The organism is Alloalcanivorax xenomutans (genome assembly GCF_032810065.1).
Classification (GTDB): domain Bacteria; phylum Pseudomonadota; class Gammaproteobacteria; order Pseudomonadales; family Alcanivoracaceae; genus Alloalcanivorax; species Alloalcanivorax xenomutans.
Genome location: NZ_CP136538.1, coordinates 2,934,466 through 2,949,162, shown reverse-complemented (window position 1 = coordinate 2,949,162; position 14,697 = coordinate 2,934,466). Strand labels below are relative to the sequence as shown.

The 14,697-nt window shown below is 61.8% G+C and carries 14 protein-coding genes; 3 read left to right on the top strand and 11 right to left on the bottom strand.

All coding sequences use genetic code 11. From position 1 onward, the window contains the following. Positions 1–61: 61 nt before the first annotated feature. Both cydC and cydD read right to left on the bottom strand, forming a co-directional pair. Positions 62–1,717 carry a thiol reductant ABC exporter subunit CydC gene (cydC, locus tag RYH70_RS13550; protein WP_022997142.1) on the bottom strand — a complete coding sequence of 552 codons (1,656 nt, stop codon included), beginning with the start codon at positions 1,715–1,717 and terminating at the stop codon, positions 62–64. Continuing rightward, positions 1,710–3,410 (bottom strand): thiol reductant ABC exporter subunit CydD, encoded by a 1,701-nt coding sequence (gene cydD, locus RYH70_RS13545; RefSeq protein WP_317009254.1) that lies wholly within the window; start codon positions 3,408–3,410, stop codon positions 1,710–1,712. The genes cydC and cydD overlap by 8 nt, the downstream gene beginning before the upstream one ends. 378 nt (positions 3,411–3,788) lie before the next feature. On the opposite strand from cydD, the gene RYH70_RS13540 reads away from it, so the two are divergent. From RYH70_RS13540 to cydX, 3 genes are read left to right on the top strand one after another with little or no spacing between them, the layout of a single operon-like run. Further along, a complete protein-coding gene (locus RYH70_RS13540) occupies positions 3,789–5,369 on the top strand; it encodes a cytochrome ubiquinol oxidase subunit I (protein WP_022997139.1) in 1,581 nt (526 codons plus the stop codon). 13 nt (positions 5,370–5,382) lie between these two features. Next, entirely contained in the window at positions 5,383–6,513 is a 1,131-nt protein-coding gene (gene cydB / locus RYH70_RS13535) for a cytochrome d ubiquinol oxidase subunit II (protein ID WP_022997138.1), read from the top strand. Between the two features lie 10 nt (positions 6,514–6,523). Beyond that, positions 6,524–6,646, top strand: a complete 123-nt coding sequence (gene cydX / locus RYH70_RS13530) for a cytochrome bd-I oxidase subunit CydX (RefSeq protein WP_317009253.1) — start codon at positions 6,524–6,526, stop codon at positions 6,644–6,646. Positions 6,647–7,032: 386 nt separating this feature from the next. Here the strand turns inward: cydX and RYH70_RS13525 are convergent, their stop codons facing one another. The 9 genes from RYH70_RS13525 to RYH70_RS13485 form a co-directional block, all read right to left on the bottom strand. Beyond that, entirely contained in the window at positions 7,033–7,641 is a 609-nt protein-coding gene (locus RYH70_RS13525) for a hypothetical protein (protein WP_022997137.1), read from the bottom strand. Between the two features lie 44 nt (positions 7,642–7,685). Further along, positions 7,686–8,405: an RNA polymerase sigma factor gene (locus RYH70_RS13520; protein WP_179746524.1), complete on the bottom strand. Its 720-nt coding sequence runs from the start codon at positions 8,403–8,405 to the stop codon at positions 7,686–7,688. 281 nt (positions 8,406–8,686) lie between these two features. After that, complete coding sequence (locus RYH70_RS13515; protein WP_022997135.1) at positions 8,687–9,064, bottom strand: DUF488 domain-containing protein; 378 nt, start codon at positions 9,062–9,064, stop codon at positions 8,687–8,689. A 9-nt stretch (positions 9,065–9,073) separates the two neighbouring features. Next, positions 9,074–10,087 (bottom strand): NAD(P)H-dependent flavin oxidoreductase, encoded by a 1,014-nt coding sequence (locus tag RYH70_RS13510; RefSeq protein WP_317009252.1) that lies wholly within the window; start codon positions 10,085–10,087, stop codon positions 9,074–9,076. Next, entirely contained in the window at positions 10,075–10,455 is a 381-nt protein-coding gene (locus RYH70_RS13505; protein ID WP_022997133.1) for a DsrE family protein, read from the bottom strand. The genes RYH70_RS13510 and RYH70_RS13505 overlap by 13 nt, the downstream gene beginning before the upstream one ends. Positions 10,456–10,460: 5 nt before the next feature. Further along, positions 10,461–10,874 (bottom strand): DsrE/DsrF/TusD sulfur relay family protein, encoded by a 414-nt coding sequence (locus RYH70_RS13500; protein WP_022997132.1) that lies wholly within the window; start codon positions 10,872–10,874, stop codon positions 10,461–10,463. 8 nt (positions 10,875–10,882) lie between these two features. Next, positions 10,883–11,209: a DsrE family protein gene (locus RYH70_RS13495; RefSeq protein ID WP_022997131.1), complete on the bottom strand. Its 327-nt coding sequence runs from the start codon at positions 11,207–11,209 to the stop codon at positions 10,883–10,885. 14 nt (positions 11,210–11,223) lie between these two features. Continuing rightward, positions 11,224–12,921, bottom strand: coding sequence for an NADPH-dependent assimilatory sulfite reductase hemoprotein subunit (locus tag RYH70_RS13490; protein ID WP_284455859.1), 1,698 nt, complete (start codon positions 12,919–12,921; stop codon positions 11,224–11,226). Between the two features lie 10 nt (positions 12,922–12,931). Beyond that, a complete protein-coding gene (locus RYH70_RS13485) occupies positions 12,932–14,674 on the bottom strand; it encodes a diflavin oxidoreductase (protein WP_163126079.1) in 1,743 nt (580 codons plus the stop codon). Between the last annotated feature and the right edge of the window lie 23 nt (positions 14,675–14,697).

Below are 14,697 nucleotides of genomic sequence, written 5' to 3'. Positions count from 1 at the left end.
CGGTCAGGGTAAAGCCGCTGGGCCGCGCCGGGCTGACCTGGATCAAGGGGAAGGCCGGACTTCAGAGGTCGAGGACGAGCCGGTTCTCCATCCGTTCGGCATGGCGCCGGTCATGGGTGACCATGATCAGAACCCGGTCGTTCAAGGTGGAATGCAGCGTGTCGAACAGAGCGTCGGCGGTGGCCGGTTCCAGACCGGTGAAGGGCTCGTCCAGCAGGACGACCGGACTGTCCCGCAGCAGCACCCGGGCCAGCGATAAACGCCGTCCCTGTCCGCCGGAGAGGTGCATGCCGTTGGTGCCGATCCAGTGATCGAGACCGCCACGTTGCCGTACCAGATCCGCCAGCCGTGCCTGTTCCAGCACCTGCCAGAGGCGCTCGTCGCTGGCGTCCGGTCTGGCCAGGCGCAAGTTATCCCTGAGAGTGCCGGTGAATAGCTGCTGTTGCTGTAACAGCAGGGCGAAACATTGGCGCCAGGCGTCGCTGTCCGCCCGTTCCTGGCTGACACCGCCGAATCGGATCTCGCCAGCACTGATCCGTTGCAGGCCCATCAGGCAATGCAACAGAGTGGATTTACCACTGCCGCTTGGACCGACGATGGCCAGCGGAGCGCCGGCTCGCGCTTGCAGATCAAGACCGCTGAACAAGGCCGGTTGTCCAGGCCAGGCGAAACTCAGTCCGGAGACCTTCAAATCGCCGTCGGACCGGGGAATCCCGCTGCCGCCGGCGGCCGGCGGCGGGATCGGCGTGCCGGTCAGGGCCTCCAGGCGTGTCACGGTGGCACGGGTGTCTGGCCAGCCCTGCCAGGCCTGAGCCAGGGGCAGGGTCACCTCGGCGGCGGCGAGTACCAGCAGCATCAGGGCCAGCGCCATCGGCGCGTCGATCATCTCTTGCCGCACCGGCGTAATCAGTATCAGCAGCATCGCCACCGCCAGCCACTGCATCAGACTCTGAATCAGGGTCTGGGTGATGGCGTGCCGCAAGGCCAGCCGATGCTCGAGCGCGGCCAGATCGGCCAGGCGGCGGCGCCACTGCTCGAGTAATGACGGCCGCAGGCCATAGGCAAGCACATCGGGCAGTCCGTTGAGGGTTTGCACCAAATCCCCACGAAGCTGTTCGCGTTGCCAGGCCCGTTGTTCCAATGGTTCGGCGGAAACTTTCGACAAGTGCCGCAGTAGCAGGAACATCGTGATAAAACCGGCCAGCATGGCCAGGGCCGCCGCCGGTCCGGCGATCCAGAACCCGGCCAGCAGCAATACCACGGCGGTGGCGATGGCCACCAGGGCGGGCTGTCCCTGTCCCAGCCAGGCGTTCTCCAAGCGCTCCACATCTCCCAGCAGGCGCTCCAGCAAATGGCCGCTGCTCAGTGACGACAAGGGGCCGGGTATGCGCGGCAGAATCGCCGCGAACAATCGCGTGCGCAGGCGCTGCATCACATGGAAGGTGGCGTCATGGCTGACCAGCCGCTCGAAATAGCGGGACACGGTGCGGCCCACCGCCAAGGCGCGAATGCCGGCGCTGGGAACCAGAAGGTTGAACGCCACCGCCGGACCGCCCGCGGCCAGCCCGGCCAGCGCCGCGGCGCTGATGAACCAGCCTGACAAGCCCAGCAGCGCCATGGCGGCGAGGGCGGTAATCAGCGCCAGTAACCCGGCATTACGTAGCCGAGTGCCTTCCCCTTTGAATTGATGACGAAGCCAGGTGATGCGATCAGCCATGGGCCCGCCCTTCCATGGGCACCGGGGAAGGGCCCAGCCACAGGCTCTGGTCGGCCAGGGTGGCGAGCGCCGGGGAATGGGTGGCGATCACCAAGGTGCGTTGTCCCTTGCGGGCGCGCAGCGCCGCGATGATGCGTTGCTCCAGGGGGGCATCCAGCTCCGCGGTGGGTTCGTCGAGCAGCAGCAGTGGTGCCGGGCTCAGCAAGGCCCGGGCCAATGCCAACCGGCGGCCTTGCCCGCCGGAAAGACCGCCGCCGTTCTCGTCCAGCGCCGTATCCAGTCCGGCGGGCAAGTGTTCCAGACCACATTCGGCCAGTACTTGATGTAAGGCCTCGTCATCGGCATCCGGGGCGGCCAGACGCAAATTATCCGCCACCGTGCCGTGAATGAACCACGGATGCTGCCCGGCCCAGGCCAGATTGCCGGTCACCTGTGCCAGCAGTGGCGCCGGCCGGCGGTTATGGCGTACTTCGCCGGTGTCCGGCGCCAGCAAACCGGCGATCAGTTTCAACAGAGTACTCTTGCCCGTGCCGCTGTCGCCCCTGAGTACCAGGCACGTCCCGGCTGCTACGGTCAGAGAGCAGTCGTGAAGCAGGGCCTCCTCGCAGCCAGGGTAACGAAACGACACCTGGTCAAGGGTCAGCGTGGTGGCGGTGGTGGAGACGTCAGCGGAAACGGTGGTGGCGCCGCTATCCTGGAGCAGTGGCGCCAGGACCTCGGCGGCGGCGCGGGCAGCGGCGCGGTCATGATAGCCGGCGGCCAACTGACGCAACGGCTGATAGAACTCCGGTGCCAGCAGCAATAGCCAAAGTCCGGTGGCGAAATCGAGCCGGGGACCGGGACCGATGGCGATTAAATTGAGCAGGTGCAAACCCACATACAAGGCCACCAGGGCCACCGATAGCGCCGCGAAAAGCTCCAGCACGGCGGACGTAAGAAAAGCGATTCGCAGTACTTTCATGGTGCGTTTGCGGTATTCGGCGTTGACCGTATCCACTGCCCGTTGCTCCGCTGCTTCACGGGCGAAGGCTCGCAGCGTCAGCACGCCACGCAGACGATCGAGAAAATAGCCGCCGAGAAAGCGCAAACTTTCCAGCTGTCGATCCGCTGCCCGCTGCGCGCCACTGCCCACCAGCATCATGAAGACCGGGATCAAAGGCGCGGTACACAGGAAGATCACACCAACGATCCAGTCCATGCTGAACGCGGCCAATAAAAACAACACCGTGGCCACGCTGGCCACTCGCCGTTGCACCGCGAAACCGGCGTGATAGCGACCCACCGCGCCGGCTTGTTCCAGCAAAGCGGTGCTGGCTTCCCCCGCGGTCAAGGTACCGCCGGCACCGCGCAACAATGCCTCCGCCACGGCGCCGCGTACTGCCTGGCTGATATCGGCGGCGGCGCCGGCACTGAATCGGGCGCGGGCGGCTCCGGCCAGGGCCCGCGACGCCAGCGTCAACAACAGCAGGGAGGCGGGCAGCCATAAAGAGGGCTCGCCGTTGAGCAGACCAGCGGCGAGCCAGGCCAGCAGTCCCGCCTGAATGATCGCCAGCGGCGTATCCGCCAGCGCGCTCAGGTATAGCCAGCGCACCATGTTCTTGGCGTGTTGCCGTTGTGCATCCAGCCAGAGGCCCGGGCTGGCCGGGGGTTCCGCGGACGCCGCGGGAGAATCTTGATGTAAATCAATAGGCATGCCGGTTTTCAACTCTTCTCTGGACCGCCGACGTGAACAGGGGCAGGGCCGGTGCTATGCTTATAACGGTTTCACAAGCGCGAACAATAATGGGGATCAATGGTAGACCCGATTGCTCAGGCTTTCACCCACGGTACAGGTTTGTGGGGGCGAAAAGCCGGCTGACGGTTTTTTATCTTGAAGCGTTTCTTCGTTGACCCGGAAACGTTCCCCCCTATCGTTTGCGCGCACCGGTAAAAGAGGGCCACGGAGGGGCCTCGGCAGAGTATTTCTGCAGGCAAGGAGTGGCGAGCCGTCAATGTCCCCGCCCGGCGGGGCGGATCGGTTGGTCCGATCCGGTTGGCGACCCGCTGGTGTGTATTCAGGGGAGAAACGCAGATGATCGACGCTACTCTGGTTGAGTTGTCGCGGGCGCAATTTGCCCTGACAGCAATGTACCATTTCCTTTTCGTACCTCTGACTCTGGGACTGTCCTTCATGATCGCCATCATGGAGAGCGTCTATGTCATGACCGGACGCACCATCTGGCGTGACATGACCAAGTTCTGGGGGTTGCTGTTCGGCATCAACTTCGCCATGGGCGTGGCCACCGGTATCGTCATGGAGTTCCAGTTCGGTACCAACTGGGCTTACTACAGCCACTATGTCGGTGACGTGTTCGGCGCGCCTTTGGCGATCGAAGGCCTGATGGCGTTTTTCCTCGAAGCCACGCTGGTCGGTCTGTTCTTTTTCGGCTGGGACAAACTGGGCAAGGTCCAGCATCTGGCGGTGACCTGGCTGGTGGCCCTGGGGTCGAATCTGTCGGCGTTGTGGATTCTGATCGCTAATGGCTGGATGCAGAATCCGGTGGGCTCCTTTTTCAATCCCGACACCATGCGCATGGAAGTCACCGATTTCGCCGCGGTGATTTTCAATCCGGTGGCGCAGGCCAAGTTCGTTCATACGGTGGCCGCCGGTTACGTTACCGGCGCTGTGTTCGTATTGGCGATCAGTGCTTACTATTTGCTGCGTGGCCGTTATAAGGCGCTGGCCAAACGCTCCTTCACGGTGGCGGCTTCGTTCGGACTGGCGGCGGCGCTGTCGGTGGTGGTGCTCGGTGACGAGTCCGGTTATGCCATCACCGAGAATCAGAAGATGAAACTGGCGATGATCGAGGGGATGTGGCACACGGAAGAGGCGCCGGCGTCGTTTTCCTTGTTCGGTATTCCGGACCGCGAGGCCCAGGAAACGCACTATGAGTTGAAGATTCCCTGGGTCATGGGGTTGATCGCCACGCGCAGCTTCAGCAAGGAGATTCCCGGCATCACGGAACTGGCGGCCCTTTCGGAGATGCACATCCGTGATGGTTTGCTGGCCTACGACGCGCTGGAAACCCTTAAGGTCGATGAGGCCAACCCGGAGGCCAGGGAGACTTTTCTTCAGAACCAGGAATATCTGGGCTATGCGTTGCTGTTGAAAAAGTACGTGGAGGATCCCCGTGATGCCAGCGATCAGCAGATCGTCATGGCGGTACAGGATTCGCTGCCCAATGTGTTCGCGTTGTTCTGGTCGTTCCGTTTCATGGTGGCCATCGGTTTCTACATGATCGCTCTGTTTGGCCTGGCGTTCTATCTGGTGTCGCTGCGTCGCCGGGTGCCACGCTGGTTCCTGAGGGTGTCCTTTTACACCTTGCCGTTGCCCTGGATCGCCGCGGAGCTGGGTTGGCTGGTGGCGGAATACGGCCGGCAGCCCTGGGTCATCGAAGGGGTGTTGCCTACTTTCCTTGGCGTCAGTTCCATCGGCATCAGTGACATTCTCATCTCCCTGGGGGGCTTCATGGTGTTGTACACGGTGCTGGCGGTGATCGAGGTCCGTCTGATGCTCAAATACATCCGCAAGGGCCCGGAACAGGAAAGCGGTGACGATCCCGCCAAACTGGATGCCGGCCTGTCACCGGCCTTTGCCAAGTCCCAGGAATGAGGGAGGAAACGCCATGATTTTCGATTACGAAGTGTTGCGTTTGATCTGGTGGGCCTTACTGGGTGTTCTGCTGGTGGCCTTTGCCGTCACCGACGGCTTCGACATGGGCGTGGCGGCGCTATTGCCAGCGGTGGCCCGAAGCGACGGCCAGCGCCGCCAGGTGATCAATACCGTGGGACCGGTGTGGGAAGGCAATCAGGTCTGGTTCATCCTTGGCGGCGGCGCCATTTTTGCCGCCTGGCCCGCGCTTTACGCGGTCAGCTTTTCCGGATTCTATCTGGCCATGTTCCTGATCCTGTCGGCGCTGATTATCCGGCCGGTGGCATTCAAATTCCGCTCCAAGCGCGACGAGCCGGCCTGGCGCGCACGCTGGGACGCGGCGTTGTGCTTCAGCGGTGTGGTACCGGCGCTGATTTTCGGTGTGGCGGTGGGCAATGTGCTGCAGGGCGTGCCGTTTCATTTCGACAGCAGTCTGCGGCCGTTCTACACCGGTTCCTTCTTTGCGTTGCTGAATCCGTTTGCTCTGTTGTGTGGGCTGGTGTCACTGGCGATGCTGATACTGCACGGCGCCACCTGGCTGCAGATCAAGGCGGATGGTGAACCGGCGGAGCGGGCCCGAAAATTCGGCATGGTCGCGGCCATTGTCGTAATCGTACTGTTTGCCGTTGGTGGCTTCTGGGTCAGTCATATGGACGGCTACCGCATCGTCACGGCAATGGATCCGCAAGGGCCTAGCAATCCATTGCGCAAGGAAGTGGTGTCGGAAGCCGGCATCTGGCTGAACAATTACCGTGCCCAGCCGGTTCTATGGCTGGTGCCCCTGGCCGGTTTCGCCGGTGCCGTGCTGGCGTTGATGGGGTTGTTCTGGCGCGTGGGCGCTTTGAGCTTTCTCGGCTCAAAGCTCTCGGTGGCCGCTATCATCACCACGGTGGGAGTGTCCATGTTCCCGATGATTCTGCCGAGCAGCTCTGATCCGGGCCACAGCCTGACCGTCTGGGACAGTTCCTCCAGTCATTACACCCTGGGCGTGATGCTGTTCGCCACGGTGGTGTTCCTGCCCATCATCCTGCTGTACACCGCCTGGGTCTATAAGGTGTTGTGGGGCAAGGTGAGCGAAAGCGACGTCAACAAGGATATGTACTGAGGAAACGATTATGTGGTACTTCAGCTGGATTCTCGGTGTGGGCCTGGCCTGCACCTTCGCCATCCTCAACGCCATGTGGTTTGAGCTGTCCGAAGTGGACGAGCAGGCCCGTGAGGTTGAAGACGAGGGATGATTTCGGGGATTGTTACAAGGCAGTTGTAGGAACTAGCCTTGCTGGCGAATGAAGGGTTGTGGGAGCTTGCCTGTAAGCGAATATCGCAGCTCCCTTTTCGCTTGCAGGCAAGCTCCCACAGTGGCTTTGTAGTTCCCTGAGAGAAGGCGGGTCTGTGTATTGGGGAAAGCGGGGAAGGAAAAGTGCCGCCGCCGTACCCCCCAGCGACCGGACGGAGCGCGAACCAGGGGAAGGGGAGTGGCGACGGCAGAGTCAGGCTACCGGTTTGCTGTTGTATCGTCTTGATCTGCATCAAATATCCGTGATTCATTCTTGCCAGAGATGCTTGTCTCATTCGTATGGCCGCCTCTCCTAGTAAGAGGTAGAGGTCAGCATGACAAGGCGCCTTAATGTAGGTCGGCAAGCTTGGTACTTGTCATGCCCAAGGAATGGGCTACATCATACATGGCCTGGTTAAGTATTTTGTGAGTGATTTTATCGGCCTCGAACCCCGCTTCTGCGTTGATGTCCGCCATGACTTGGTTATGGAGTTCGTGCGAAATGGCTTTGTCGAATAAATAGCCACTCCAGAACGTGCCATCCGCGGTGGTGCCGGCTTCCACCAGGGTTCTGGCTAGTTCTGTCCCGGATAGTTCGGCGGGCTCAGGAAGAGTAATACCGGCTTCTTGTGCGCGTTTGAGTGCGTAGATGATGGCCATGTCCATACCCTTGATGAAAGTATCTACCTGATCTTTCCCATATTGCTTGTTTAGTTTGGCGATCTCACTTTTGACGGTGTGCTTTCCAAGCATTGCCGTCAGGGCCTGTGCGAAGCTGAATTCATCGCTACCTCCACCGGCCTGGATCAGGGCCGCAGTGACATCCAAAGCGGGCTCACCCTGATAGGATGCACCGCCAAACATGTTCATAGGCGTGGAATGGGGTTGCTCAGCCAGCGTCGTCCCAATGGCGGTTGCCAGGAAAAGGGCCGTTACGGCCAGGTTCTTTGTTTTCATGAGTATTATCCTCGCTATGCTTTCGGGGGTGATGGTGTGCGCTGTTACGACTTGCCAGTCCGCTGTCTTCTTGCCAGCTCCTCCATAACCGCCGCGGTCATGACGTCGCAGCGTTTTCCGGCAAACTCGAAGATGTCCGGTTCCAGGACTTCCATTGTTCGTAATAAGCGCTGGCGGAGCATCTCACGGGCCCGGGAGAGACGTTTTTTAACCAGCACTTCGCTTATGTCGAGACAGAGGGCACTGTCGGCCGAGGAGAGCCCTTCCACCTCTCTAAGGAGGAAGACACAACGGTATATTTCCGGAAGGGCGCGAATCGCTTCTTCCAGAAGCTGCCTTAGCTGTTGTCGACTTACCTCGGTTTCTGGGTTTGATACGTTGACCATGTGGGAGCCCATTGGGTCTCTCTCGTTCGACTCGCCATGCAGGTGAGTGATTTCATGATTCAGGGACATTTCTGGCCGTTGGCGGCGTTTCGAGCTGATGGCCTGATTGATGACGATGCGGGTTAACCAGGTCTTGAGTGATGCCCGGCCCTGAAAGGAATCAAGATTTGTGAAGGCGTTAAGATAGGCCTCCTGCATTGCTTCTCGGGCTAGGTCCTCATCATTGAGAACACCGATAGCGGCCCGAAAAAGGGGCTGATTGTGGCGTCGGATAATGAGTTCGAACGCGGCACTGTCGCCATGTCGAGCACGCTCCACCAGTCCGATGTCGCTTAGCTCAAACAAGCATTCATAAGGATTTGCCGCTGAAGAGGGCATGCTGGATTTTCCTATGGAAGTAGGTGGTTTTTGGCGCTTATATGAATAGACGCATCGCATGGAAAAAGGTGACAACGTTCCATCAGGAATGTGGGATCCAGTCTTCACTATTGCTTTTATAGGCGCATCTCCGATTCCGAGAATGGTCTCCGGTTGAGAGTGTGCCGAAGTTGAATATGTAGGTGTGCTGATTAATCAATTGTCGGATGAGAAAGTTCGAACCAGCGCGTTCTATGGGGAGGTCGAGCTCTGAGAATGGCTGCTGAATGATATGCCCTGGATCAGGTGCTACCTGCGTTGAACTGGTTTATCAGCCAGGCGCGCAACGCCACGGCATTGTTGTGTTTGGTGTCCCGTGCCGAGTACAGAAGCGTCAGCGGTTGACCTGCGGCGGCATCAAGCAGGGCGTCGATCGGATCGGGGTTGGCGTCCAGCTCCTCATGATAACGACGCTGGAATTCTTCCCAGCGCTGTGGATCGTGCCCGAACCATTTACGTAACGCAGTGGAGGGGGCCAGCTGTCGAAACCAGTTATTGGCGGCCACCTGTTCTTTCTTCATGCCCCGCGGCCAGGCGCGATCCACCAGTGCACGGTAGCCGTCGCTGTCGTCCCGGGCATCGTAGACACGTTTGCATTGAATCCGGGTGGGGCGCTGCATATTGAAACCTCATGGGTTGCCGGTTAACCGGGTCAGGGTTTCGGCGGCCTCTTCGATAATGCGGTTCAGGCGTTGCTCCGCCGTTAGGATTTGATGGAGCTGTCCGCAGGACTGACCGGCGTACAACGCCATGTCGTCCAGCTCTCCACGGGCATCGGCCAGCGGCGAGTCGGTGGAGAACAGATAAACCGGCTGGCCGTCCTGTTCTCCGATGATCTCGGAAATATTGGCCTGCCGCAAATCGTCGTATTCCCCTCGGGTCACGCGATTGCGCAATACTCGCACCGGGGCCGGCTCATGCCAGTTGCGGGTGAAATCACGGCAATGGACGGTATCGCCGGCGCCGGCCTGAATCAGCCGTTGTTGGTGGTGAGGGTGGGCGTTGGCTTCCTCGGTGACAAGGAAGGCGCTGCCGATGCTGGCGCCCTGAGCCCCCAAAGCCAGAGCCGCTACCAGTGAGCGGCCATTGGCGATGCCGCCGGACGCCACCACGGGAACCGGGCAGGCAGGAACGAGTTCGGCCAGCAGGCTCAGGGTGCCGATATGACCGCGAACATGACCGCCGGCCTCCCAGCCCTGGGCGATGATGATCTCGGCGCCGGCATCGATGGCCAGTTCCGCGTCCCAGGTGCTGCCGACCTGATGGATGACACGAATGCCTTCGCTGACCAGGTGCCGCACCAGGGCGGTGTCCACGTCCCAGAAAAGCACCACGAACGGCACCTGAAGAGTCAGGCAGGTTCGCACTTGTTGATGGAGCTGGGCGTTCTCGGTGGCGGCGGGAATCAGATTGATCGCGAACGGCTTGTCGGTGAGCCGGCGTAACGCGTCAACTTCGGCGCTGATTCGTTCCACCGGCTCGCGCACCATGCCGAGCACGCCAAAGCCGCCGGCCCTGCACACCGCCGCTGCCAGCCGGTGGCGGGCAACGCCCCCCATTCCGGCCAGCAGGATGGGGAAGGCGCAGCCCAGGTGATCACAAAGCGGGGTGCGTAATGCCGGTGGCGGTGTTACCACTGCCATATCTGATCGACCCGTTCGTACAGATCCGCCAGTCCGGCCCGGCTTACCAGTTCAACTCCGGCTTGCAGAGGAAGGCCGGCGAGCCCGCGTTCTTCCAGATCCTCGCGCACCGCGTACACGGGCACGCCGCTTTCGGTGAGATTGGTGAGGTCGCGAACCAGTTCCGCCGGTTGGCTTTGTTTCCAGGTGCCCAGGACCAGGGGTGGTTGGCGCTGATTCAGCACCGCGTAATGCACGCCATGGCCACTGAGCAGCACCTGCAGATCGCCACCCGCGCCGCGCATGGATTGGGTCAGCCAGAGAATGGTGTCGTCTTGTTCCTCCACCGTGGTGCGGAAGGCTTGATCGATAACCTGCAGTACTTTCATGGCGCTTACCTCGTGCCGATGGTCAGGGTGTTGAAGGCGTCACTGGCGTAGCGCCACAGGTCCGGCGGGCCGCCCCGGCCGCAACCGTCGATGACGTCATTGACGCCGCGCTCGTCCACGCACAGGCCGCAGTTGATCCATTCGAAGCTCAGGTCCTTGGCGGCGGCTTTTTCCTGCAGGGCGCGGATCCATTCCCGGGTCAGCGGATGATCTTCTTCCGCCGCGTCACGGCCGTGTACCGCGTTGCCATGAGGGGCTTGCCGGGCGAAGGCCAGGGCCACGGCACCCTCGTAAGCGAAGACGCGCACCGAAGCGCCACGTTCCAGAGCCGCGTCGAGTAAGCGAAAGAAGGTGACGGTCCGCTCGCTTTCAAAAGGCGGATCCATGAAGGCGAAGGTCAGGGTTTTCAGGTCGCTCATGGGGACTCCTAGTTCCAGATCACTTTGCTGCCGGCCAGCAGGGCATCGACGGCGTCGCCGACGTCGCCCACGGTGACTTCGGCTTTCAAATCGGACGCTTCGATTTCCCGCTGCTTCAGTGAGAAGCCGTCGGCGCTGACAGTGACACCGCCGCCGAGCAGTGCGTCGAAGACCTCGCTGCGGGCGCCTAACCGGGCCGGCGCCACACCGTTTTGCACCAGCAGGACATGCACCCGGTGGCCAGCATCGCGGAGTTGCCTGGCCAATTGGTATTGCGCCGCGCAGCGGACCTCGGTAAACGGGTCCTGGCTTTGGATGAACAGATAGTCGGACATGGACGTCTCCAGGATCAGGAAGAAAGGGAAGTCAGCGGACGTTCTTCCAGCAGCTGCTTGCGCAGCAGGAAGTCACCGAAATGTTCGCCGTCACGGCGTTGGCCGGCATAGCGTTCGAGCATGGGCGCGAGCAACGCGAGGAAGCGTTCTTCGTCCACGTTGCCGGCGTACAGTTGCGCTAGCCGGTCGCCATGAAAGCTGCCGCCCAGATACAGGTTGTACAGTCCTGGCGCGCGGCCGGTGAGCGCGATCTCGGCCAGATAAGGCCGGGCGCAGCCGTTGGGGCAGCCGGTCAGACGCAGGGTGATGGGTTCCTCGCGCAGTCCGTATTGAGCCTTGAGCCGCTGGAAGCGCTCCAGAAACGTGGGTAAGTAACGTTCCGCCTCGGCCATGGCCAGGCCGCAGGTCGGCAGTGCCACGCAACTGAGGGTATGGGCGGCCTGCGCTTCAGGATCGAGGCGCCAATCCAGTCCCAGGTCTTCAAGGCGCCATTGCACCTGTTCCAGTTCGTGCGTCTCGATATGGGTCAACTGCAAGTTCTGGTTGGTGGTCAGCCGCAGGCGGCCGCCATACTGTTCCAGAAAGCCGCCCAGTTGCGTGCGCAGGGCATCGTCCACGCGACCGCTTTCCACATAAAGGGTGGCGTGCCAAAGACCATCGTCGCCCTGTTGCCAGCCGAGTCGGTCGCCGTTGTGTTCGAAGTGGATGCCGCGGGCCGGCTCCAGCGGGCGACCACGACGGCGTTCCAATTCTTCCAGGAACCAGGGCAGGCCGAGACGGTCGAGGGTGTACTTGAAACGGGCCCGGTGGCGATCCCGCCGATCACCGAAGTCGCGTTGGATGCCCATTACCAGTTCGGCGAAAGCGGGCGCTTCATCGGCGTCGATAAAGCCGATTTCCTCCGCCAGACGGGGATAGCTGTCCTCGCGATTGTCCAACTGGCCCATGCCGCCGCCGACACAGACGTTGAAGCCGATCAGATCGCCGTTGTCCACCACCGCGATATAGCCCAGATCCTGGCCATAGATGTCGACGTCGTTCACCGGCGGCAGCACGAACCCCACCTTGAACTTGCGCGGCAGATACAACTCGCCGTAGACCGGCTCCTCGTCGTCGCGGACCGGCGTCGGTTGCCGGTACCAGATGTCCGCATAGGCGCCGGTTTTCGGAATCAGACGATCGCTGGTGATTTGCGCCAGTTTCTGTAGCCGCTCATGAGCCTGGGACAAGTACGGATTGGCGCCGCACACCACGCCGCGACTGTCGTCGCCGCAGGCGGCGATGGTGTCCAGCCCCAATGGGAGCAGCCCCTGGATCAACGGGCGCAGATGCGGTTTGCGCACACCATGCAATTGAAGGGTGCCACGGGTGGTGATGCGCAGACCCCGTTCGGCGTAAAGACGGGAAAGACAGTCCAGGCCCAGCCATTGGTGTTTGTCCAGCACGCCGCCGGGGATGCGCAGCCGCACCATGAACTGGTAGGCCGGTTCCAGGCGGCGCTGGCGGCGATCAGCGCGGCGGTCGCGGTCGTCCTGCTGATAGATGCCGTGAAACTTCATCAGCAGAGGGTCCTCGCCCGGCACCGCGCCGGTGAGCAGGTCGTCGAGCCCCTCGGAGATAGTGCCGCGAAGGTGACGGCTGCGGGCCTTCAGTTGTTCGTTCTCGTTCAGTCGTTCCAGCGGCTGACGGAGATCGGGGTGGGGATCGCTCATCACGCTCTCCTCAATACAGGTTGCGGTGCAGGCGCTTTTCCCGGCCCAGTTGTTTCCAGGCGCCGTCTCCCTGGCGCTGGTCCAGGGCGGTTTTCAGTCCGCTCTCAAGGTCGCTCAATCGACCCTTGTCGCCGCACAGGTAGAGGTGTGCGCCCCGGTCGATCCAGGTGCCCAGGCGATCGATCTGGTCGAGCAATGGGGTGATCAGGCCGGCGCCGGGCTGGTCTTGATAAAACACGGTATCCACCCGTTCCAGCACACCGTCGGCGCGGGCCTGCTGAATATCCAGTTGATAAAGAAAGTCGTCCTCGAAGCGCTGTTCGGCGAACACCAGCCAGCAGGGCGGACGTTGGGATTGTTGCGACAAGGCTTGCAGGAAGGCGCGATAGGGGGCGATGCCGGTACCCTCGGCGATCAGGATCAGCGGCGCGTCGTCGTCCGGCAGCCGAAAGCGCGCATTGCGGTGCGGATACAGACGGACCGGGTCGCCGGGCTGTAGGTCCAACAGGTATCGGGAGGCGATGCCCTGCTCATGCCGCTCCCGGAAAGGATAGTGGAAGGCCTTGACGGTAAGATGCAGCTCGTCGTCCAGCACCGCCAGACTGTTGGCCACGTCGTACAGACGCGGCTGCAGTGGCCGCAGGGCTTCCACCAGGGCTTGTGCCGGCGGGCGCGCCGGATACTGGTGGAGCAGGTCGAGCAGTTGATGGTCTCGCAGAAACGCCCGCTGCCGACGGCTCTCCGCCTGACACAGTTCGAGCAGGGCCGGAGCCTGGCTTTGCTCCGCCCAGAAAGCAAGAAAGCCGGTGCCGGCGATGGTCAGATCCCGCGTCTGACGCAGCGCTTGCACCAGGGGCTGAGCGTCATCGTTCACGGTCACCGGTTGCTCGCCGGACAGCTCGCAGGCGTCCAGCACCGCCGCCACCAGCTCCGGCGGGTTGTCGGCCAGAATGCCGACGGCATCGCCGGGGAACAGGTCCGGAATCGCCTGATCCAGGGCCAGTTCCAGATGGTGTATTGGCTGGGCGCGATCCGCGGCGCTCAGATTCTGGTTGACCAGTACCTCCACCGTTAGTGGATGGTGTTTGTCGTAGCTGGGAGGGCTGGAGGTGGGTGCCCGGGCCGGACCCTGTGCAGTGCCCGTGGTGTTGGCTTTGGGCAGTTTTTCCAACAGGCGGGCGATCCAGTCCCGGGCCGGCTGTTCAAAATCCACGTCACAGTCCTGCCGGGCGATCAGCCGTTCACCACCGAGGGCCTCCAGACGCTGGTCGAACTCCTGGCCGGTGACACAGAAGCGTTCGTAGCTGCTGTCGCCCAGGGCCAGTACGGCGAATTTCAGGTTCGCCAGTTGCGGTGCACCGTCACCCATCAGGCCCTGATAAAAGTCCTGGATGGGTTCCGGCGGATCGCCGTCGCCATGGGTGGCGGTGATGATCACCAGATGATCGCGCCGCGCCAGTTGTCGGGGACGCAACCGGGCCAGGTCGATCACCTCCGTGGCGATGCCGGATTCACCGCAATGTTCGCTCAGAGCCTGCGCCAGGCGGCGGCAGTTGTCGGTTTCCGTGCCGTAACCGATCAGTACCGGATTGGGGGAGGCTTTGGTCGAGGCGGTGGTGGACGGCTCGGTGTCGCTGGCGGCGAGATAGCCGCTCAACCACCAGCGTTGCCGGGCATCCAGCGTCGCCAGCAACTGCCGGACCTGGTGCCATTGAGGGTCGGAAAAAGGGGGCGGTGTGGCTTGCGCCGTCATTTCCGGCTCCGTGTTTCAACGTG